Source organism: Bradyrhizobium vignae, assembly GCF_004114425.1.
In the GTDB taxonomy this organism is placed as follows: Bacteria; Pseudomonadota; Alphaproteobacteria; order Rhizobiales; family Xanthobacteraceae; genus Bradyrhizobium; species Bradyrhizobium vignae.
In genome coordinates this window covers 15,058-35,252 of record NZ_RDQF01000040.1, presented here as the reverse complement: position 1 = coordinate 35,252, position 20,195 = coordinate 15,058, and the positions used below count along the sequence as shown (strand labels likewise).

The 20,195-nt window shown below is 63.1% G+C and carries 26 protein-coding genes, 2 tRNA genes and 1 pseudogene; 5 read left to right on the top strand and 24 right to left on the bottom strand.

Annotated elements, in window-relative coordinates; genetic code table 11:
• The first annotated feature begins 309 nt into the window (after positions 1 to 309).
• Positions 310 to 825 (top strand): hypothetical protein, encoded by a 516-nt coding sequence (locus tag EAV90_RS27290; RefSeq protein ID WP_129145214.1) that lies wholly within the window; start codon positions 310 to 312, stop codon positions 823 to 825.
• 22 nt (positions 826 to 847) lie between these two features.
• Positions 848 to 1,336 (top strand): hypothetical protein, encoded by a 489-nt coding sequence (locus EAV90_RS27285; protein ID WP_164937121.1) that lies wholly within the window; start codon positions 848 to 850, stop codon positions 1,334 to 1,336.
• Positions 1,337 to 1,353: 17 nt separating this feature from the next.
• Here the strand turns inward: EAV90_RS27285 and EAV90_RS27280 are convergent, their stop codons facing one another.
• The 21 genes from EAV90_RS27280 to EAV90_RS27185 form a co-directional block, all read right to left on the bottom strand.
• On the bottom strand, positions 1,354 to 1,659 hold the full coding sequence (locus EAV90_RS27280; RefSeq protein WP_129145212.1) for a hypothetical protein: 306 nt from the start codon (positions 1,657 to 1,659) through the stop codon (positions 1,354 to 1,356).
• Positions 1,660 to 1,745: 86 nt separating this feature from the next.
• Positions 1,746 to 2,108 carry a hypothetical protein gene (locus EAV90_RS27275; RefSeq protein ID WP_164937120.1) on the bottom strand — a complete coding sequence of 121 codons (363 nt, stop codon included), beginning with the start codon at positions 2,106 to 2,108 and terminating at the stop codon, positions 1,746 to 1,748.
• 217 nt (positions 2,109 to 2,325) lie between these two features.
• Positions 2,326 to 2,763, bottom strand: a complete 438-nt coding sequence (locus tag EAV90_RS27270; RefSeq protein WP_208738545.1) for an ASCH domain-containing protein — start codon at positions 2,761 to 2,763, stop codon at positions 2,326 to 2,328.
• Between the two features lie 345 nt (positions 2,764 to 3,108).
• Positions 3,109 to 3,612, bottom strand: a complete 504-nt coding sequence (locus tag EAV90_RS27265) for a hypothetical protein (RefSeq protein WP_129145210.1) — start codon at positions 3,610 to 3,612, stop codon at positions 3,109 to 3,111.
• A 64-nt stretch (positions 3,613 to 3,676) separates the two neighbouring features.
• Positions 3,677 to 3,820 (bottom strand): hypothetical protein, encoded by a 144-nt coding sequence (locus EAV90_RS39695; RefSeq protein ID WP_164937119.1) that lies wholly within the window; start codon positions 3,818 to 3,820, stop codon positions 3,677 to 3,679.
• Between the two features lie 61 nt (positions 3,821 to 3,881).
• Positions 3,882 to 4,178 (bottom strand): hypothetical protein, encoded by a 297-nt coding sequence (locus EAV90_RS27260; RefSeq protein WP_129145209.1) that lies wholly within the window; start codon positions 4,176 to 4,178, stop codon positions 3,882 to 3,884.
• Positions 4,175 to 6,220 carry a hypothetical protein gene (locus EAV90_RS27255; protein WP_129145208.1) on the bottom strand — a complete coding sequence of 682 codons (2,046 nt, stop codon included), beginning with the start codon at positions 6,218 to 6,220 and terminating at the stop codon, positions 4,175 to 4,177. Before EAV90_RS27255 ends, EAV90_RS27260 begins: the two co-directional genes overlap by 4 nt.
• Positions 6,217 to 6,543 (bottom strand): hypothetical protein, encoded by a 327-nt coding sequence (locus tag EAV90_RS27250; RefSeq protein WP_129145207.1) that lies wholly within the window; start codon positions 6,541 to 6,543, stop codon positions 6,217 to 6,219. Before EAV90_RS27250 ends, EAV90_RS27255 begins: the two co-directional genes overlap by 4 nt.
• A gap of 96 nt (positions 6,544 to 6,639) precedes the next feature.
• Positions 6,640 to 7,653 (bottom strand): S49 family peptidase, encoded by a 1,014-nt coding sequence (locus EAV90_RS27245; protein WP_129145206.1) that lies wholly within the window; start codon positions 7,651 to 7,653, stop codon positions 6,640 to 6,642.
• Positions 7,654 to 7,656: 3 nt separating this feature from the next.
• Positions 7,657 to 8,568 carry a hypothetical protein gene (locus tag EAV90_RS27240; protein ID WP_129145205.1) on the bottom strand — a complete coding sequence of 304 codons (912 nt, stop codon included), beginning with the start codon at positions 8,566 to 8,568 and terminating at the stop codon, positions 7,657 to 7,659.
• Positions 8,569 to 8,587: 19 nt separating this feature from the next.
• Positions 8,588 to 9,004 carry a hypothetical protein gene (locus EAV90_RS27235; protein ID WP_129145204.1) on the bottom strand — a complete coding sequence of 139 codons (417 nt, stop codon included), beginning with the start codon at positions 9,002 to 9,004 and terminating at the stop codon, positions 8,588 to 8,590.
• On the bottom strand, positions 8,997 to 9,401 hold the full coding sequence (locus tag EAV90_RS27230; RefSeq protein ID WP_129145203.1) for a hypothetical protein: 405 nt from the start codon (positions 9,399 to 9,401) through the stop codon (positions 8,997 to 8,999). Before EAV90_RS27230 ends, EAV90_RS27235 begins: the two co-directional genes overlap by 8 nt.
• Positions 9,402 to 10,193: 792 nt before the next feature.
• Complete coding sequence (locus tag EAV90_RS27225; protein WP_129145202.1) at positions 10,194 to 10,967, bottom strand: hypothetical protein; 774 nt, start codon at positions 10,965 to 10,967, stop codon at positions 10,194 to 10,196.
• Positions 10,964 to 11,278: a hypothetical protein gene (locus tag EAV90_RS27220; protein ID WP_129145201.1), complete on the bottom strand. Its 315-nt coding sequence runs from the start codon at positions 11,276 to 11,278 to the stop codon at positions 10,964 to 10,966. The genes EAV90_RS27225 and EAV90_RS27220 overlap by 4 nt, the downstream gene beginning before the upstream one ends.
• The gene (locus EAV90_RS27215) at positions 11,275 to 11,526 is read right to left on the bottom strand and encodes a hypothetical protein (protein WP_129145200.1); all 252 of its coding nucleotides are present in this window, start codon (positions 11,524 to 11,526) and stop codon (positions 11,275 to 11,277) included. Before EAV90_RS27215 ends, EAV90_RS27220 begins: the two co-directional genes overlap by 4 nt.
• A gap of 7 nt (positions 11,527 to 11,533) precedes the next feature.
• Positions 11,534 to 11,779: a helix-turn-helix domain-containing protein gene (locus EAV90_RS27210; protein WP_129145199.1), complete on the bottom strand. Its 246-nt coding sequence runs from the start codon at positions 11,777 to 11,779 to the stop codon at positions 11,534 to 11,536.
• Between the two features lie 157 nt (positions 11,780 to 11,936).
• On the bottom strand, positions 11,937 to 12,158 hold the full coding sequence (locus EAV90_RS27205) for a MerR family transcriptional regulator (RefSeq protein ID WP_129145198.1): 222 nt from the start codon (positions 12,156 to 12,158) through the stop codon (positions 11,937 to 11,939).
• Positions 12,159 to 12,258: 100 nt separating this feature from the next.
• Positions 12,259 to 12,726: a hypothetical protein gene (locus EAV90_RS27200; RefSeq protein WP_129145197.1), complete on the bottom strand. Its 468-nt coding sequence runs from the start codon at positions 12,724 to 12,726 to the stop codon at positions 12,259 to 12,261.
• 393 nt (positions 12,727 to 13,119) lie between these two features.
• Positions 13,120 to 14,487, bottom strand: a complete 1,368-nt coding sequence (locus EAV90_RS27195; protein ID WP_129145196.1) for a tyrosine-type recombinase/integrase — start codon at positions 14,485 to 14,487, stop codon at positions 13,120 to 13,122.
• Between the two features lie 200 nt (positions 14,488 to 14,687).
• Positions 14,688 to 14,762 (bottom strand) — tRNA-Thr (locus EAV90_RS27190).
• A gap of 188 nt (positions 14,763 to 14,950) precedes the next feature.
• Positions 14,951 to 15,412: a hypothetical protein gene (locus EAV90_RS27185; RefSeq protein WP_129145195.1), complete on the bottom strand. Its 462-nt coding sequence runs from the start codon at positions 15,410 to 15,412 to the stop codon at positions 14,951 to 14,953.
• 282 nt (positions 15,413 to 15,694) lie between these two features.
• On the opposite strand from EAV90_RS27185, the gene EAV90_RS27180 reads away from it, so the two are divergent.
• Together EAV90_RS27180 and EAV90_RS27175 are read left to right on the top strand one after the other, a co-directional pair.
• Positions 15,695 to 16,177 (top strand): hypothetical protein, encoded by a 483-nt coding sequence (locus tag EAV90_RS27180; RefSeq protein ID WP_129145194.1) that lies wholly within the window; start codon positions 15,695 to 15,697, stop codon positions 16,175 to 16,177.
• Positions 16,178 to 16,220: 43 nt separating this feature from the next.
• Positions 16,221 to 16,733, top strand: coding sequence for a hypothetical protein (locus EAV90_RS27175; protein ID WP_129145193.1), 513 nt, complete (start codon positions 16,221 to 16,223; stop codon positions 16,731 to 16,733).
• A 60-nt stretch (positions 16,734 to 16,793) separates the two neighbouring features.
• On the opposite strand, the gene rlmB is transcribed toward EAV90_RS27175, so the two are convergent.
• The gene (gene rlmB, locus EAV90_RS27170; RefSeq protein WP_164937118.1) at positions 16,794 to 17,627 is read right to left on the bottom strand and encodes a 23S rRNA (guanosine(2251)-2'-O)-methyltransferase RlmB; all 834 of its coding nucleotides are present in this window, start codon (positions 17,625 to 17,627) and stop codon (positions 16,794 to 16,796) included.
• Between the two features lie 207 nt (positions 17,628 to 17,834).
• Here rlmB and EAV90_RS27165 point away from each other — a divergent pair.
• Positions 17,835 to 17,920: transfer RNA gene (locus EAV90_RS27165), tRNA-Tyr, on the top strand.
• Between the two features lie 109 nt (positions 17,921 to 18,029).
• Here the strand turns inward: EAV90_RS27165 and EAV90_RS27160 are convergent.
• Positions 18,030 to 19,061 (bottom strand): LLM class flavin-dependent oxidoreductase, encoded by a 1,032-nt coding sequence (locus tag EAV90_RS27160; RefSeq protein ID WP_129145191.1) that lies wholly within the window; start codon positions 19,059 to 19,061, stop codon positions 18,030 to 18,032.
• Between the two features lie 137 nt (positions 19,062 to 19,198).
• Positions 19,199 to 20,064, bottom strand: a pseudogene (locus EAV90_RS27155) (LysR family transcriptional regulator).
• Positions 20,065 to 20,195: the final 131 nt, after the last annotated feature.

Sequence of the window (20,195 nt, the reverse complement as noted above, 5' to 3'; positions counted from 1 at the left end):
CTCTGGGGAATACCAACGCAGATACCAACAGCTTGCGGAGGCTGGCGGAAGTTAGCCGGGGAAAACCTTGGCAGATCGCGCCCAACGGCTGCACGGCCGGTGTAGTACGGGTCCAGGTTGATCGCGTCGCTTTGGGAGACGGTGAGAATATGCCCAGCGGAACCACTCTGTGCCCCGTCTGCAATGGAAAGTGCGTCTGCATCGTTTGCGACGGGCGGATGGAATACTTCCCCGAACCGAACCCGAAAGGGGAATGGATGCCCTGTCCAGTGTGCTGCGGTGACCCAAACAAAAACGAACGCTTGCGCGGTGTCTGCCAAAATTGCGAAGGCGTCGGCACCGTCGACAAACCTCAGACCTTTTGAAGTCGCGATGCCGGATAACCCGTTCCGTGAAGCGCGCCGAAGGCGACCGTTCCGAGGTCCACGGCTGCCGGCCGAGCCGCTCAGCTTGACGCTCACCCAGGCGGCGAGCCGACAGGTTGAGGCAGCGATCCGTGCCTTTGAGCGAGGAACGTTCGAGGTGGCCGTGACGCTCGCTGGCGCGGGTGAGGGGATGATCAAACGCGAAGGTCACTATCTCTTTGCGGCGCTGCGTGACAATCCGCGCGCCAAGGAGAGATTTGCGGCAAAGAAGGACTGGATCAACCAACTAAACCGCGAACACTACTGGCTGAAACACGGCGGCGACGACGCAATGGAGATTTCATGCTTCGACGCCGCGATGATGATCTCTCGGGCGCTGACGAAGCTGGAGGCGAAGGACTGGACGCCTTTCATGGAAGAATTCCGAGCGTGGTTTCTCGAAAACATAGACGTGATCTGAAGAGGCTTTCGCAGGAACGATGATGTTGTCGATGCAGCGCAAATTCATGGATAAGCTGGCGAAGCTCCAGGATGAGCGAGGTGGTGCGACCGCTGACAGTGAGCGTGGACCAATCTTCGGGGCGAAAGACCGTCTCACTTTCTTGCTCGACGCTATAAAGCTGGTCGGAACAGCAAACGGAGCCGGCGTAGTAGCGTCGGTGGCCGCGCTCTACTACTTCTCAAGCCGACCTGAGCTGCACGTCCTGCTTAAAGCAACTGCAATCGCCTTCTTTGTCGGGCTCATTCTGTCCTCTGCCTCGCTCGCTGCTTACATCATTGGGCTACTCCTCGCTGTTGGGTTTATCGACAGCGGCCAGATCGAGACCAAGGCAGTTCACACAGGTGATCTGAACCGCGCAATTTGGGGGTTCATGATGCTGTTCGGCTCAGCATTTGTCGCGCTGCTCGCGTGGGGTCTGTCATTGCTGGGTACGTCGCTGGGCTTGTATGTGATCGTTCGCTTCGGCTGACCTAGAGCGCGCTCGGCTCAGAACACCGTCGCGACCTGCTCCAGCAGCTCTTCCCAATCGCCGGGCTCGAACGTCACGAGGCGGAAGTCGCCGGCCTTCGACCAGCGAATGTCGAGCACCTTGTGACCTAGGTGCCGAATTTGGATGCGCGAGAACTCATCGAGCCGCGTCGGTCTAAATGGCGTCAGGAGCGACCCGGACAGCCCTCGGTGCGAGAATTCGCGAAACTGCTTCTGCTCGCCCTTGACGGTCATGTTGCCGACGAGCTCCTCGAACCTCAGCATATCGAACGCCAGCCGTCCGACCTCTTTGGCTCGCTTCAATCTTGCTTGGCGGTCCCTCGCTCTCATGGGCGGCTCTCTCGGCAGAGAGGCGGCGGCTCAGCGCCGCCTCGGGCCTGATCTCCCGCTCAGTTCGAGCCGTACTTGCGAAGAAGCGCCGTTTCGCCCGAAGGCACGACGAACTTCCACAGCGAAGGCAGATCAGCACTGCGTTGCTCCAGCAAGATGAGCGCACTGCGCAACAACCTCATCACACGCCTTTCGGACGCTAACCGAACCGCCGACGCTTTTTCACCCATGGTCGCGTCCATCTCGGACAAAGCACACGCGATCTGAAACGCCGCACCCGTGATGCTCTGGGGCGAAAGATGATCGGCCGTCAGAACCAAATGGTGGAGCCTCTCGTAGGTATGGTCGTCTTCATTTTCGAGCCATTGCTTCGCGAGGAGGTCGTACTTCTGAGCAAGGGTGAGCACTGGGCAGGATTGCATTTCCGTATTTTCTTTCTCTTCGCGCTATCGCGCTGTTTGTTAACGAGAAAGCTAAGTAACGGCGTGCCTCAGAATGCCAACAGAAATGCCACACTACGTTTTGTGGTTGTGGACACTACAAATTGTAGACAGGTGCTGAGATCTTCATGCAGTCATAGGAGATTTCTGTGGGCGATGCTCCGACCTGCGACACTACGATTTGTAGCGCGAAGAAACTTTAGTCGGAGATTGTGGCGACCGAGCCGGATCGCGCATATCCGAGCACTTCAAGCAGCTCCGCCGGCGCGGTGCGCAGTGAGAGCGCACCCTTCCACCGGACGAAGGGGAGCGGTCGTGGATTGGCGAGCACGAACGCAAAATGATCCGGAGCGTACCAGCGGCTGGGGTGGGGCCGGACGCAATCGACGATGTCAACCATGCCGATGACGCCCCCGAGCTGCTGCTCGCACGTGAGGCGCACGCCAAACCGCCTCTCGATCTCGTCGGGCCGGATCGCGTCCGGACGCTGGCTTGTGTGGATCAAGACCGGTCCCCGATAGGACGTCGCCCAGGTGCGGTTCTCGACGTCCTTGAGCTCGACTGCGCCGGTCTCGACGTTTCGTCCCCCGTGGATAATCAGGCTCGCCCAAGGCTCTCGCACGCTCAGGATCTTCATGTTCCCGAGAGTAACGGCATTCCCGGTCGGTCCAAGCGAAAAGCCGCCGCAGTGCACACTTTCCGGCTGGAAAAGCCTTACTTTGGCGTGTATCCGCGCGCGGCTACGCGGGTTGCTGAGGCTCTCACCGAAAGAACGCTGGGTCGTAGACCGCGTAGACGTTTTTTCCTTGCGCAGTGAGACCCCCGTGTCACCGGGACGTGCTTTGCTCAGGTGGTTCACAGAGGAGATCATTATGTTGAACGCCATCCGGCTCTACCGCGACTTTCGCCATCTCGCCGGTCAGCCGCCTCGTCTTGCTCTCGCGAACACTGTTAGCGCGTTCTTCGGCTCCAAGGTTCGATCCTAACCATTGGAGGCGCTGGCGCGGCCCGCCAGCGCCTCTAAGAGCGCCGCCTTCTTCGCCTCCATGAACGCCTCGTAGCGAAGAGATGGGTCGACCAGGCGCGCGGCTCTAAACGCCTGGTTCAGCTCCCGCAGCTCGCCTTTCGACTTCATCGCCGCGAGCCGCGCATTCACTTCCGCGACGGCCGCGCGGGCGCGGTCGATCGCGATCGCATGCGGCGTGATTCCCACGCCGCCTTCGTCGGCGAGCTGCTCCAGCCGCTCCGCCATCGCCGCCTGATTTGGCGCGGCGACATGGTCGTTGTCCTGTTTCCAGAGCTGGAGGCGATAGGCGAGGACGAAGTTGGCACCGCGCGGGCAGCAAAAGGCAACGCGGCCGTCCTCGAGCTGGAGACGCGCGGCATCTTGCGAGCCGATCAGTCCGTCGCGGTCGATCCAGACCGCGGCGACACCGGCCGCCTTGAGGTAATATTCCGCGAGGAGATCGTCTCGATTTGCGCCCATGCCCAAGGGCACAGGCAAGCCATGATTTGGAGGCGTCTTGTCAAGCCACTCGCGACGTTGAGTATCAATTCAGCTTGCGCCGGAGCTTCCTGATGATCTCGCGAAGATTATCGGCGTACTCCTGGACGATACGGCGCGCCTCATCCAAGCGGGAGGGCTCGGGCGGCGGCGGCTCATTCACTCGATCTGGTTCGTCAGACTGGTTCATGGTCGGACGATCCGCTCGCGCTAGGAGTGACTATTGAGCCAGATCAACCATCCGCGGATACCTACGGACGAGGGTGGTGCCGATGGTTGTTCGCCACCCGCTCGATGTTGTCGAGCAGCCCGGCAAAGATTTCGTCCGCCACGAGGTCGGGCAGCTCGCCGGGCGCGCTGCCCGTCAGGCCGTCGAGGATAGACGCGCTGCCCGCCCGCAGGAGCGCCAGTATCCGGCGCTGGCTGTCCGGCGGTACCGTGCCCAGGATCAATCCACAGAGCGTCACAACGGCCACATTGACGACCGGATTGAGCCGCTCCAGTGCGGCTACGCGGTCCTCCAGCTCGCTCAGGGGCAGGGCGGTCATGGAAGTGGCATCCCAGTGTTAAAGCCCGTCGCTGGCGCGTTCGCGTCGGGACTGCTCTTGCCGGTCGAGCCGGCGCCGTTGGAGCTGATGGAGCCGAGGAGCTTGATCCCCTGCTCCATCTTCGAGACCAGCGCCTTGAGGTAATCGCCGGCCTCGACCTTGACGTTGATGTCTGCCTGTCCCTCGACCTTGCCCTCGACCGACACGCGCTGCTCGGCACCTTCGAGCGGCTGCACGGGTGGAGCCTCGCCTAGGCCGGCAGGCCTTGCACGCGGGAGCGGCACGTTGGCGCCAATGTTCCCGTACTTGGCTTCCCACTGTTTCAGCTCGGCGTCCGAGTAGATCGGCGGCATGTCGCGCTGGCTGTCGATCGCGTTGATGCCCTGCTGGAGCTCGAATTGCTTGAGGCGAGCAGCCGCCAGATTGGCACCCGTAAGGCCGAAGCCCGGCGAGACGCGCTGATCCTGCTCGTTGAGTTGGCGCTGGAGAAGATCGCGGTGTTGTCTCTCGCGAACCTCCGAACGAGGCATATTCCAAGCAGTGATCGCGCCCCTAATGATGCGCTGGTCGTCCTCGGGCAAAAGACCGAGCCAGTCACGGTTCTGCACGGCGGCCGCTCGCTTCGCGACCGCATCTGTGAGGTCGTTGAGCGTCTTGGTCGCGGTATCCATTACCGGCGCGAGCGCCGCGAAATTGCGGAGCTGCGCTTGCAAGGCCTCAAAGGCGACGAACGGATCCTTACCCATCAGCGGGCCAGCCGCGCTCAGGCCCGGTGCGCGGCCGTATTGCTCCGCCTTCGCCTGATACTGCTCCCGCTGTGTGATCAACTTTCCAAACACGTCCTGCACGACGCGGTTGGAGAACAGCTTCGCGAGCGCCTCCGTGACCTTCACGTTGTCGTTTACGTCCACGCCCTTCTTTTGCAGGGCGGGGATGATGCGCTCCCAAGCATACTTGTCCGGGTCGCGCATGATCATGTCGCTGTCGAGGAAGCGACCTTGTCCGTCACGAAGGCCGAACGCCTGCTGAGCTGCTTTGGAAGCCTTCGTGGCGCGCCCGCCGACGTTCTGCGAGAGCGAGGATGACAGCGCGGTACCGAGCTGCGGATCGCCCAGGTCGCGGGCAAGGCCGGGCGCGGTGGTCATCAGGAAGCGGTTCGAGAGGACGCCGCCGGCGGCGCGGGACTGCCGAGCCATCGAGAGCGCGCCGCCAAGGTCCATATCCTCGCCTTCGACGCCGAGCGCTTTGATGTAGCCGTCGAACAGCTCGCGGACCTCCTTGGGATCGATGTTCTTGCCGAGCACGTCGAGCGCGGCGAAGAACTTCCGGCCCTCCTCAATCGCCTTGTCCTTGCCCTTGAGGGACTGCAGGACGGTGGTGCCTTCCGCGATGGTGTCCGCCAACTCGATCGCCTTATCGGTCGAGCGCGTGCTCATGGCGGTGTCGCGCAACCGCTCATGCATCGTCGCGGCGTCGACTGACCTATACCGCGTCGAAGCGCTCTGCGCCGCGGCTGCGAGACGGTCGCTCTCGCTCGACGAGACCCCGGCTAGAAAGTCGCGGGCGCTCTCACGCTGCGCGATCGCTGCCGCCGAGAAGCCGGCGCGACCGACGTTACCCACGGCGTAAGCCGCGCCGCCGACCCCGCTAGCGAGCAGCGCGAAGCGCCCAGCCCGCTTGAAGAACTTCTGGTGCGCCTTGTCGGTTTCATCGACCGCCGCCTTGACGTTGCGCCAATGGTCGACGGTCTTTCCCTTCCATTCGTCAATCGCGCGGAAATAATTGCTCGCGCGGATCGGGCCCGCCTTGAGCGTGTCGTGGAAGCGGTCGAACTCCTTGCGGACGCCGGCCAGCTCCTTCTCGCTGAGCTTGAGCCGCTCCAGCTCCTTGTAGAGATCGCCGGTAAACTTCGGTGCCTTGACGTTCTCCAGGGCCTTGCCCGCCTTCTCGACGCCCTTGAACTTTTTGGCGATCTGGTCGAGTACGGCGCCGGTCTTGTCGACCGCCGAAATTACCGCCTTCGCCTCTATGATTTTGCTCATGGCGCACCCACTTTCGTCTGTTCGCTGTTGTCGCTCACTAACTTGATGGTTTTGCGCAGGCTGATGTAGTGAGCTTGCTCCACCGGAAACTCAGCCATAAAGCGCGCGACGCTCTCAACCGTACTTTCCGGATCGAGAGCTCGGATGATCAGCACCTTCTCGAGACCGGGACGTGGAGTGATCTCGCTCAAGATGGCGCGAAGTCTCGTTCGCTCGAAATTGATGCCAGCTTCGATGGCGAGCTCGACGGCGCCTTCCAGTGATCGGTCGCGATCGTTGAACACGGCCTGGAGCACCTCAGTGCGCACCTCAGAGAACGTCATGTTTGCACCTCCGGAATTGGGCCGCCGCCGGGCGAAAGCCAAGAAACGCCCGGCGGCGGTGTCGACGATCCTGCCTGCAAGGAGGCTCGTCGAAACTCATCTCTTGCTCGCCGCGAGTGTGGCCGCCGCGCCGGCGCGAACGCCGGCGGCATGGGCATCTTTCAGGCGCTCAGCGGAGGCGCTGTTGGCTCCGTAGAGCCGTTCGATCTTGTCGTACTTGCTCCACGTCTCGCCGGCCTCCTTGTGCAAGCCGGCGAGTTCCTGAATGACGGTATCAATCGATCCAACCTCGTCGGCCAGACCAACAGCAACGGCCTGTGCACCGAGGTAGGTGCGCGCCTCCGTACCCTTGATTGCCGCAGGCGAGAGCTTCGGTCGGTGAGAGGCCACGCTCGCCACCAGCAGCCCGTAGAAGCCGTCCACCTCCTGCTGGAGGTCAGCTTTCACCTCAGCAGACAGCGGCTGTAGCTCGTTGCCATCGACCTTGTGCGCGCCGGCATGGATGAAGGTGGGCACCAGGCCGTGATCCGCGAGCTGCTGGCTCCGGTCGAGGTGCAACATCACCACGCCGACGGAGCCCGTCATCGAGGTCGGCGTTACGACGATCTTGTTCGCCGCCGCTGCGATCGCGTAAGCAGCGGAACAGCAGACCGAATTGGAGACCGCGACGACGGGCCGCTTCTTCGCGATGTTGCCAATGACGTCGGCGCACTCGATCGCGCCGGTTGCCGCTCCGCCTGGACTGTGAACGTCGAGCAGGATGCTCGTCACCTCGGGGTCGTAGTTCGCTTCGCGGACGGCCCGGCTGATCGTGTCGTAGGAGATCAACCCGCTTTCGGCGTCCAGGCCGCCGGCGCGGGTGACGAGGCTACCGATCACCGGGACCAGCGCGATGCCGCCGCCGATCTTGGCATAGCCGTTGCCAGACCTGCCTCGTGCTGCTGGTCGAGATGCCAACGGCGGACCGAATGCGCGGGCGAGCGCCTCAAGGCGCTCGCCGTCGACGCCGACGCGATTGCCAAGAACCGCGGCGATGGTGGCGGCCTTCCGGGCATCGAGGAATAGCGGCGTCGAGAACAGTTCCGCGGCGATGCGCGCGAGCGGGTTCATGATCTAGCTCCGCTCCGGTGCCGGCATCGCATCGGACAGGCGCAACACCGCTCTCGGGTCGGTGTCCGCCGGTGGCATCAGGCCCGCCAACTCGCTGAACATGACCACCTCGCGCTCCGCCGCCAAGGTGTCGGCGTCGATGACCGCGAGCTTTTCAGTCCTCTCCTGCTCCGATAGCGCGATCTCGTCCTCGCCCTCGCACATGAGGTCTATCTCGCGGTCGATTGCGGCCTGCATCGCTTCCGGGAGCGCCCATGCCATGACGCCGATCACGTCGACCGTCACGAAGTCGAGCGACCCGCTGCCGAGCTTTTCGAGCACTCTGGTTGGGAAACGGGGCTCCTGAAGATGTTCCAGCGTGGCCGATACGTCGGGCCTCGCCGCCTGAGCCCGAGCTGCAAGGTACTCACGCGCTTTTCGTTTTGCCTCTGCTCGCGGATAGGGCGCGAGTTCTATCTCACGACGATCCATCTTGAGGCTACGCGCACGACGCGATGCGCGATCAAGGCCGGCGAGAGCTTTCTCACCGGGCCGCAACTGCGGGTCGTCCCCGTCGTGAAGCATGATGCGGCCGGCATTCGTACGCGCATAGCTCTGGCACGTGTCGACCAGCCGCTTCGTCGAGTTCCAGAACGCACTGAGCTTCTCGATCCGGTCCAGCAGCTTCGCAAGATCGGCTCGACTGCGCTCGATCTTGGCCGCAAGCTGGCTGATCTGCTGGTCGTCTGCACCGCCCGAGCGTTCGAGCCGCTGGAGGTCCGCCTCGTCCTTCTGAACCGCTGCGTGCAGTTCGCGCATTTCGGCACTCACGGACCTCAATGCCGCGCTTTGGTTGGCCGCAGTGTCGGCGATGCTCTGTAGCCGCTCCGCAACTGCGTATGGAATGCCCTGGGGCGCCTTCATGGTGTTGAGCACGTTCCTCGTCTCCCTTAAATCAGCGATGGCGACGGTGATCCTTCCGGTTGGTCAGTTCAACTTGACCAATGATTTTCCTGATCCGCTCGGCACTTAACGGGCCGGGGCTCTCGACCTGTAGTGCCCACAACCATGAACGGACGGCTCCGGCATACTTAGCCGGGCAACTCTCCAACGACATCAGCCGATCGCGCGGCCAAGCGTCGGCGGCGTAGCGCCGCCACGCGGTGGCGATCTCCTGCGCGGCATCGTACGGACTGCGATCAGGAAAGAACTCCGCCCAGCAACCGATCAACAGAGCGTTGCGCACGCGCGTCTTGGGTGACGCAGCGTGGCCGGGTGGTGGTCTATCGGAGAGCAGCGCCACCAGTGTACGGCGGTCCTCAGCGGACAGTAACGCGATCAGAGCGAGGGCTTGCCGGAGCTGCTCAGACATCGAGGTGACCAATCCTCAGCGGCGTCTGGGAAGGCCAAGCGTACAGCCGCCGGCCGCGATGGTGGCCGACGATTGTCGCGTTGCCGTTCCTCAGCATCTTGCGAAGCGCCTTGCGGACGGTGGCAACTTGCACTGGCGAGCAGCGCGCCGGCCGCATCCGGTGAACGCGACCGCTGTAGGCATGGCCGGCGAGTTCCACGGCCGACGCGGCCTCGAGCTGCTTGAGGAGTTCGAGCAGCCTGCGGCGCAAACCGAGAGGCCGGTGGGCGAACCCAGACTGGCGGCGAGCGCCCTTAGGCATCGGGCCCTCGGAAGAAAACGAAACCGAAGTTTTTGAAATCCCAAATACGCTGATTTTTCGGGCCCATCGCGCTCGCACGGCGGTTTGCAGAAACATGATTCTTTTTCCTTTTCCCCGCGAGAGTGCGGCGCGGTCGCGCTGCCGAGCTCGCTGGTGGCTCCGCGCTGGTCGACGCGCGAAAGGAGCGGCTGAGAAATCGAACGCACCACGCCGCGGCGCAGGAGGGGCTGCGGCGCTGATGCGAGCGTCGCTGGCGGCTGCTCCGCCGGTGCGCTGCTCCGCCGCTCGCCGCGTCGGCCAGCCCGCCAGCGCCGCGCGCACGTTCGCGCGCGCGTAATCTATATCTTTGCTGCCGTTGATGTTGGTGATGAGCGGCGGTGTCGCGGCGGTGATGCGGTCTCACCGCTGCAACTGTTCCATCTGAAACAGATGATCTCCCGCCGGTGCTGGGCGGGCGTCGCGTCAGCGATCGTCCCGCCCGTTTGACGCACGCGCGCTCGCCTTGGCGCGCCTGACGGCGCTTGGCGGCGCGCTGCACCGGATGCGCACCAAGCCCCCTATGTTTATTATCTAAGAGTGTGGTCGACGCAAATTTGGTCCCTCGGGGATGAAGTTGCGTCGAACACCGCAAATCATTGAGCTTTTCGGTTTCTGTCCTGCTCTGTGCCGAACGGGGGATAGAATTCGCGTCGAACATCGGCGGATCAATTACATAGCAGACATTTTGCGTGTTCCAGCCCAGTGCGGTGTCGAATAGCCGGAAGTGAGCCGGTGCATTCGACGGTGCACGACGGTGCATCGAAGCGGTGCACCGGGGATCAGATTTGCGTCGAACATCGGAATGACAGGCACTTATGAGCGGTGCATCGCGGTGCATAGGTGATCCGTCTAATTGGAAAAGATCCATTGCTGCGGCCGGTCATCGGGGCGGCCTGCCGGCGGTCGGAACTCGGTTCGGAAGGCTCCGGAATTGTCCTTCACGAGTTCACGGAGGACCCGAGGCAGGTTCTCCTTCTTCACGTCGGCGAAGGGGCCGCGTTCAATCTTCTTGGCCAGCAGCTTCGCGGCGATGTTGCTGATGGAGGAGCCTTGCGGGGGGATCACGTCCTTGACCGTAGCGATCCGACGACGGATCAGAGCGTCCTTGTCGAGCTGCGCTTGGCTCGGCTTCTTGGGCTTGGACGCTCTGTAGTTCCGTGAATATTCTACGGCCCGCTGTCGATCGATCTCGTCAAGGACATCGCGCGGCGGCCTGTCAATCGCGTCAATCTGGCGAAGGTCTAGCCGTCGGTGTGTCGCCCAAAGCACGCCGAGCATCTGGCCGATCTGCTGTGGGGTGTATCCCCGTGGCGCGTTGGCGATCGCGCTCGCCTTGAGCCGCTCGCGCGTAGGGTGGTCGAAGTCCGTCTCCCAGGCGAGATAGTCGTCGATCATGGCTGCACCGGCCGTATAGACCGCCATCAAGTCCAAGAGCACGGCGACGTCCCTGATGGCTGCCTCGGTCGCCGGAATGGGAATGGTCCACCGGTCCTCAAGGAAGGTTTTCACCTCTTTGAGTTGTTTCCTGTAGTTTACAGTCGCCTTTCCATAATCGAGCAGGCGGCTGATCGGCTTCGCCGCTCGGACGGGCGCGTCCTCCACGCGCATCGCTTTCGCTGTCATCCGAGAACCCGCTCCCAGATCGCGCGCCGGATCGACGCCTCGAGCGCACGGACCTCGCGCTTCACCAGAGCGGCGTCGGCCCCGGCGTCGACCAGGCTACGTTCGATGTGCTGCATGTCGCGCCGCAGGATCTCTTCACCGAATTCAGCAGTGGCGGCGTTGACGACGATCCGGGCCATCCGGTCGACGTAAGACTGCGGCCGGATAGGATGGAAGAGCAGCACCGGCGCGCGCCAGCGCGCCCGTGTCGGCTCCGGACCTTCTGTGCGAGCGGCGGTCGCGATCTGGATCAACTTCGATTTGTTCTTCATGCTGCCCCGGCTCCTACGATCAGTTCGTCATATCGTTGCCACGCCGCTCGGCAGAACAGGTGGCACTCCGCTTCGATAACCTCCTCGGCCAGGCCGCGGGCTTCGAGCACGTCCCAGATGACGTTCAGGTTGAAGACGAGCTCTGCCTCAGCGCAGCTGTCGGAGCCCGATGCCACCATCATGCGTGCGACATTGTTGACCATCGTGCGGTTCTGGTGATGCGCGAAGGCATGGATGATCTCTGCCATCGCGCCCTCAGAACACCTCTTCATCAACGGGCTCCGGCTCGGCCGCGCGCGCTTTCGGCGCGCGGCTCGCTCCGAGTTGCTGGACCCAGCTAAGCGCCTCGGCGAGCTGGTGCTCGATCTGGAAGAGCTCGTCGTAAGTCATGCCGCCGGACATGTCGCCGTGCTGGTGCTGTTTGCAAAAGCCGTGAAGGTCGTGCACGAGGCTGATCAGCTTGCCAGCCCGTGCGTAAGGGGAGGGAGAGCGTTCACTCATCTCGGGATCCTCGATCCTGGTGAAGGGGATGCGCCCCCAGGCACCGGAGCACGGACCTGGGGGCGCTGTGCCGCCGGCGTACGTCCGGCCGGCAGCGGTTGCGCCAGCGCCCGGAGACTGCGACGGGCGCGGCTGCAAGGGTGATGAATGAAAGGGCTCAGGCGGCGCGATCGGCCTCTGGAAGCTCCCGCAGCACCTGGTAGATGTTCTCACCAGTGACGACGCTCTTGGTGCCCATCTTCCTGATGGTGATCTTGCCGAGCTTCACCAGCTTGTAGAAATAGTCGTGCCCGCAGCCGAGCAGCTCACAAGCGCGTTTTGGCGAGTTAGCTGGGGTGACCCCGTACGCTTTGACCCATCGCTCGAAACCGTCGTCCATATTCCGCTCCATCGATAACGATGAGCACGGACTTAGACGGATAGCGCCTTTCGACAAACGGAAGACCCCCATGAAATTCCGGGAGGGGGTCTCCCTATTTTCAGAGAGAGGACTTTTCGTCGATGCGCCAAGGAGCTTCACCGGGGTTTTCATTCCGAGCACGAGCGCGTGCCGTCTCGATAGCACTCTCCCAACTTTTCACGAAGGGTAGCTCATCAGCCGAAAGGCTCTGCCAAGCGGCGTCTAGAAAGCTGGTGAACGGTTTCGTTGTGCTCGGATCGCGAGCAGTCAGCTGCCACCACGTTCTGAACAGGGAGGAGGCGAAGCTGATGCGCCAAATGTCGCCCGCGTTTTGAGATCGTTGAAGGTAAAGACGGGTGAGCGGCGCTCGCAAATTCTCGACTGCGGAGTGCGCTCTCAGAAGCCGGTCCATTTCTCGGAGGAGAGGAACGCCTTCAAGCTCGGGCTCATATGCGTGTTCTTGAGCAGTCGCGATCAAGTCGAGCTCTCTAGCCGCCTCGGCAATCTGGTCGCACAACTCCTCCGCTTTCTTGGCGAACCGCTTCATGGCCGCTGTCGCGCTCGTCCGAACCTGCTCCACATCGGATCGATGGAGAGCAAAGAAGGCAGCCCGGGCAACGCCGGCGCGAGCCATCGCGTATGGACACTCTCCTAGGTGATGACGTCTTCGGAGTTCGTCCGGTTCGTGGATCATTGGAGCGCGGCGACGCTGCAATATCTCCGTCATGAACAGATCGATTGGGAGCGGGCGACGAGGCTGTTTCCAAGGTCTCCAATTCGCCGGAAGCGAATTGGCAGGCCATCCAGGTGACAGTCTTGCTTTCACAGCACTGAAATCCAAGTAATGAGGGTCGAACGTTTCCACTGGATCGCACCTCCTACGTGCGGATTGGTGGTTAGCCCCAGCCGGGCGTTGCCGCGCTCGGCTGGGGCATGTTGTTCAAGCTCTCAACTTCACCACGCGGCCGAACCCGCGGAGCTCATCGAGATAGTCGGCCCACCATTGAGACAACCTGCGCCGCTGCTCGTGGTACGCCGCATCGTTGTACGTGCCGCGCACAGCATCCTCATCCATGTGATTTAGAGCAGTCTCGATAACGTCAGCGCGAGCGGCGTGGGCGTCATTTGCCAATGTCGAGAACGCGCTGCGGAAGCCGTGACCCACGTGATCGCTGTTCGAATAGCCGAGCCGCCGCAGCGCCGAATTCATCGCGCTCTCCGATAGCGGGCGGTAGCGTGATCGCTTCACCGGCTGCCCGTCCTTCCCCACGGTGCGGCGCGGTTGCTGGCATGGGAATAGGAAATCAGCGCCGGCGGCCAGGCGCTCAGCGCTTTCGGCCGTCCAGCCGGTGAGTTGCCGAAGCTCTTGCAGCAATGCCACTGCCTGCCGGCTGAGGTAAACCGTGTGGCTCTTGCGCATCTTCATGAGCGAGGGTGGCAACGTGACGACCGGCTCGGCGCCGTCAGCGTCGATCCAAGACCAGCGCAATCGCCTTAGTTCGCCCGGCCGCAATCCGGTCAGCGCGAGCAATTCGAGCGCAAGGCGGGTTTGCGAGGCGCCGTGGTAGCCGCGCACATCGCGAAGGAGCTTGCCAAAGCGCCGCGCCGCGTCTCCGTCGCGGTCGCCATCACGAGCATCCGTGACGCTGGCGTGGTGCTGCACCGCCTTGGCACCTCTAATCGTGATGTCGCCGTTTCTGGTATCGCCCAGCGGGTTGACCGGGATGGCGCCGCGCCTGGCTGCACGGGCAAGCACGCGGCTGACCGTCGCGCGACATCGGTGGGCTGTGTCACGTTGACCGCGCGCACCGATACGATCCAGCGCGTCGACAATCTGCGCGGTGGTCAAGGTGCGCGCATCCAGCTTACCGAGCTGGGGCCGAACCAGCGAAAGCAACCAATCCAATTTTTCGATCGTCTCCGGCGACTTCTTGCGCTGGTCTTTGGGCGCGTCCAGTCCGCCGGTAAGGCTGCGCTGATCCTCGAGCCAATCGTCAGCGATGCGGTCAAACGTTGTCAGGTGCGCGACGGCTGCGGCCTGCTTATCGACCTTCCGCTTTTCAGATGGATCAATCCCCGCCGCTAAAAGGCGCTTGTTGGCGTCGCGCGCATCGCGCGCCGCCGCGAGACCAATGTGCGGATAGACACCCAAGGATATCGTCTTCTGCTTGCCGGCGAAGCGGTACGCCTGTCGCCAGAGCCGCGATCCGCCTGTCTCGACCAGCAGATAGAGGCCGCCGCTATCGCTCAACTTGTACGGCTTGTCGGCCTTTTTGGCAGCTCGACAAGCTGCGTCCGTCAGTGCCACCGCTCACCCCCTCGATTTTTCTCGTTTCCCGAACGTCTGTTGGTATCTCCTTTGCCTGAGACCGCAGGTACCAACAGAGATACCAACAAAATGCGCGGATACCAGCAGATGCCAACGGTCCATGACGTACAAGAAAGTCATTGTTTTCCGCGGGTTTATGCGCCGAGACGGACAATAGCGGAGGATGGAGGATAGTCAATTGGTGCCGGCTGAGGGGATTGAACCCCCGACCTTCGGTTTACAAAACCGCTGCTCTACCGCTGAGCTAAGCCGGCGACGCCCAAGATGCGGGGCAGGGCTCGGCCTACCCAGAGCCGTCTGCCCGTGCGCGCCGCAATACCAGACTTGATTGGAAAGTGCCAGAACCCGCGATCGTGGTCGCAGGCATGAAATCAGGCGGCCCCGAGGAGGAGCCGCCTGATCCGTGTCGCCGCCCAATCTGTGGCGTTCGGCTCAAACCGCCTTACTGGCACATGTGCCGGCGGCCGTCTTCGCCCTTGAAGTAAGTGCCGGGCGTACAGACGAAGCCGTTGCGCTGGGCGTAGGTGCGGGTGTCCCAGCCGCGATTGTCCCAACCGCGGTCATAGGCGTAGGAATTGTCCCAGGCGCGGAACGGGGCGGTGGCAATCGCGCCGGCAGTGCCGATCGCGGCGCCGGCGACGCCGGCCGCGACGTCGGTGGGCCAGAAGCCGGTGCGGCTCCTGTTCCAATCGTTATTCCAGTCGGCCCGGGTCTGACGATAGGACGTGCGGCGATGACGGTATCCGCTATCGGTGTACGGATTTCCGGGGCCGAGGTTCTGGCAATTGGCGTTGGGGAATTGCGCCGAGCAGCGGCCCGGATTGGTGACGACCGCCTGCGCCATGGCAGAGCCTGCCAGCATGGTCGCTGCAATCGCGGTGGCCCCGAGAAGCTTGATGTTCATGGTTCTTCGCTCCCATTTTGTTGACGGGAACTAAACGCTGACGGCGCAGGACGTTCCGGTGCAACCGTGGGATTTTCGCCGGCGAACAGTCAAACGGATGTGAGCACAAAGGCGCCGTTCCGGCGGCGGAATCCCGCGCCGTTAACGCTTCGCTAGTTCGCTCTTCAGCATTGAGTGTCGCGCAATCCTTGCACGTTAGGCTTACCGGAATTTGGTGAGCTGGCCTTAACCCTCTCGGCGCCGCGATCGGTTAGGTTGTACCCGGATAACCGGGGTCTCCTCATGCGCGCTGTCGCGCTCGCCGCCTTTCTGATCGGAATGCCTGCGACGGCGTTGGCCGGCGGCTTCGAGATCGTCGTCCCGGGCCGTCCCGGCGTGCCGATCATCATCAACAACATCGACGCGTCCTATAGCGTGGTCGAAGGTGTCTGGGGCCTCGGCAAGAACCAGCAAGTACAGCCCACAATCTATGGTGGACGCTACATCGCCGAGCGGCAGCCCGACGACGTCGGCCACTATTATCCGACGCTGGGTCTGCGGCCGGGCTACGGCCGGCTCGAGGTCGAGCCGCCCGCGAACCGCAAATTGCCGGCGCCCGCCGAGAGCTACCACCAGAGTTGGGGCGCGTCGTCCGCGCCCTTGCCGCCGCAGATGGACGTGCCCGTCGATCCGCCGCCCGTGATCTATGCGCCCGAGATCAACGACCGTCCTCGGCCCCCTCGGCTGCGGCCGCATACGGAGATACCCGGCAAGCCGCCGGGTTGAGAAACGTGAAAATCCAAAAAACGGAAATCAACAGGAGAGAGTAATGCGTCAGATGATTTCGGGACTGGTCGCGGCAGCCGCCGTGATGTTTGCCGCCACCGCGCCCGCCGCGGCCTGCGGCTTCACCACGTGCGCGCCGATTGCACCGGTCTATACCGGCTGCAACACCGGCTGCTGCGGGTATGGCTACGGCTATGGCTATGGCGCCTATGAGCGTCTCGTCGAGCCGACCACGCAGTATTATTACGTCAACCAAGGCCCGACCTATACCGGTCCGGGTGCCTTCGCGCCGTATCCGACCTACCGTGAGGACGCCGTCGTCGCGCCTGCCAATTACGGCTACGGTCATGGCTATGGCTATCGTGCTGCTACGGTGGCGCCGCCGGCCGCTTATCCCTATCGCCGCCCGTACTTCCGTCCGTATCGCTACGGCTATGGCCCGCGCTACGGCTATCTGCCGCGCGTGCACTACGGCCATGCTCCGCGTTACGGCTATGCCCATCGCCACGCGCCGTACTATTATGGCGGTCACCGCGTGCTGCGCCGCTATTACTGATCTCTGATCGGTTAGAGCCAACGTGACGCCCGTCTGCGCAATGCGGACGGGCGTTTTGTTCTATTGGCGCTTCATCAAACCGAGCCGGCTGGCGCCGACATAGAGCGCGAGCGCCGCGGCGTTCGAGACGTTGAGGCTCTTGATCTCGCCGGGCATGTCGAGCCGTGCGACGACGCTGCAGGTCTCGCGGGTCAATTGCCTGAGGCCCTTGCCTTCGGCTCCCAACACCAGTGCAAGCGGCTCGCGCAGCGCGACGTCGCCGATATCCTCGCTGCCTTCGCTGTCGAGGCCGACGGTCTGGAAGCCGCGCTCGTTCAGCGCCGTCAGCGCACGAGCGAGGTTTTGCACCGTGACAATCGGCACCAGCTCGAGCGCGCCGGAGGCGGCCTTGGCCAGCACGCCGGTCGCTTCCGGGCTGTGCCGCGCGGTGGTGACGATCGCCTTCACCGCGAAGGCTGCGGCCGAGCGCAGGATGGCGCCGACATTGTGGGGGTCGGTGATCTGGTCGAGCACCAGCACCATGCCCTCCTGCGTCAAGGTCTCGATATCGGGCGAGGGCAGGGGATCGGCCTCGGCCAAGAGCCCCTGGTGCACGGCGTCGGGCGACAGCAGCCGATCGATCTCCTGGGGCCGCACGATCTCGGGCGCCACACGGATCTGGATGTTCTCTTCCGCAAGTCGTCTTGCGGCGTTCTCGGTCAGCGTCAGCTTGCGGATTCGGCGCCGAGGGTTGGCGAGTGCCATGGTGACGGTGTGCCAGCCATAGAGAATGATGGGGCCATCTGCTTGCGAATCACGCTCGCGCCAAGCCGGCCGGCCGGGTGATTTTCCGGGCCGGCTGAAGGGCTTAGCGCCGCCGCGAGCCCCCTTGGGGCCGAATTTTCGATCCTTCATGGGTTCGCTTCTGTCACGGGTTCCGGAATATGGCAATTTCGGTGCCTGAGGGGGCGATTTTAGCTGCTTGCCTCGGTTGACTTTGCCCCACCGCTTCGCCCATAAACGCGCCCGGTCGCGCCCCGATCCGGGTTGTCGCGGCCTTCACGTTCCATGGCCGTCTTCGGTCCGCCGGCAAGGTCCGGCCCGATTGTGCTGCCGTCGAGCGGGGGAGTGTCCCGAGTGGCAAAGGGAGCTGACTGTAAATCAGCCGCCTCATGGCTTCGCAGGTTCGAGTCCTGCCTCCCCCACCATGCTTCGCCCTTCGGGCTAGGCGTGGCGCAGCCACGTGATACCCGATAGGCGAAGCGTGGTGTCCGGCGAAGCCCGTAGGGCGAAGACGGACTGAGGCTGTCTCAACCGCTACCCCATCATCTCCCGCACCATCGGCACCACCTTCCGTCCATAAAGCTCGATGCTCCGCATCAGCTTCTCGTGCGGCAATGGTCCCGCCGAGTACTTCAGCTGAAATCGCGAAATCCCGAGCGCCTTTGCGGTCTTCGCGATCTTGCGCGCCACCGTTTCCGGCGAGCCGACATAGAGCGATCCATGCTCGGCCTCGTTGACGAATTCGTCGCGTCCCATCGGCAGCCAGCCGCGCTCCTTGCCGATACGGTCGCGCATGGCCTTGTAATCGGGCCACAGCTCCTCGCGCGCCTGCGCATCGGTCTCGGCGACATAGCCCGGCGAATGCACGCCGATCGGCTGCACAGTGCGGCCAAACTCCTTGAAGGCGCGGTGATAGAGATCGACGTAAGGCGCAAAGCGCGCGGGATCGCCGCCGATGATCGCGAGCATCAGGGGCAGATCGTAATGCGCGGCGCGCACCACCGATTGCGGACTGCCGCCGACGCCGATCCAGGTTTTGAGCGTGCCGTTCTCGACCGGCGGATAGACCAGCTGCTCCCGCAGCGGCGGACGCAGCTTGCCTTCCCAGGTGACCGGCTTCTGCGACAACAGCGCGGCGAACAGATCGAGCTTCTCCTCGAACAGCTCTTCATATTTGCGCAGGTCGAAGCCGAACAGCGGGAAGGATTCGGTGAAGGAGCCGCGGCCGAGGATCACCTCGGCACGTCCGTTCGAGAGCGCGTCCAGTGTTGCAAAACGCTGGAAGACGCGAATGGGATCGTCCGAAGACAGCACCGTCACGGCCGAGCCGAGATGGATGCGCCTGGTGCGCGATGCGATCGCCGCGAGCACGGTTTCCGGTGAGGAGATCGCGAAATCGGCGCGGTGATGCTCGCCGAGGCCGATGAAGTCGAGCCCGAGCTCGTCGGCCAGCACCGCTTCGTCGACGACGTTGCGGATCACCTGCGCATGCGGAAGCAGGCCGCCGGAGCCGGCTCTGGTGACATCGCCAAAGGTATCCAGTCCGAATTCGAGCGGTGCGGTCATCGATGAGGTCTCTGTGGGGCGCGAAGGCGCCGTCGTGTGGGAGGGAATGATTCCGGTGGACCTAGGGGGTGGAGACCGCTTCGACAATGCTGCTCCAGGAAAGCCATCGTTTCCGGTTCTTCATCGAACCGGCGGGCTCAATCGGATCTGGCGAACATCTCGACCAGGGTTTCGCGCAGCCAGCGCTGCGCCGGCACGGTGTCGTTGCGCTGGTGCCAGAACAGGCTGACGATGCGCGGCGGCGCTTTGAGGGGCAGCGGCATCGCATGCAGGAACGGCGCATGCCTCGATTGCGAGCGCAGGTCGCTCGGCAGCACGGCGATCAGGTCGGACTGGCGCACGACCTCGTAGGCGGCGCTGTAGTGATTGACGGTGGCGACCAGGTTGCGCGACAGCCCCCGCGAGGCAAGGAAGAGGTCGTAAGACGGCATGGTCTTGCCCGCGAGGCTCACGTCGACATGTCCCGCGTTCAGAAGGTTCGCGTGCTCAGCCGTTTCTGGGCAGCAAGCGGATGGCCGCGCCTCATGAAGCAGGCATAGTCGACGGTCCACAGCGAGCGCGAGCGAATGGCAGCCGGCTGCTGCGCCTCGTTGACATAGACGCTGAGCACGCAATCGACTCTGTTGTCCTCGAGCTGGTCGGCGATCTCGACGACGGTATTGGGCACAGTGTGGACGCGCGACTTTGGGGAAACCCTGCCGAGATGGTCGAGCAGGTTCGGCATCACCAGCGAGGAGACGTAGTCCGACATCGACAGGCTGAATTCCGTCTGTGCGCGAGCGGGATCGAACACCTGCTCGTCGAGCGCTCCACGGACGCTTTCCAGTGCCTCGCCGATCGGCTCCCACAGCACTACGGCGCGCTGGGTCGGGCGGATACCGGTGCCGGCTCGCACGAACAGGGGATCGCCGAGCGCGTCGCGCAGCCGCGCGAGCGCATTGCTGACGGCGGGCTGGGTCATCCGCAGCGCATTCGCGGCGCGCGTGACGCTGCCCTCGGTCATTAGCGCCTCGAAGACTTTCAGCAGGTTGAGGTCGAGCGCGCGGAACGACAAGGACATTCACCTTAGTGATATATCAGATCATGATTATAAATTATGACGATAATGTCACTTTGTCTATGGTTCCCTCCCGA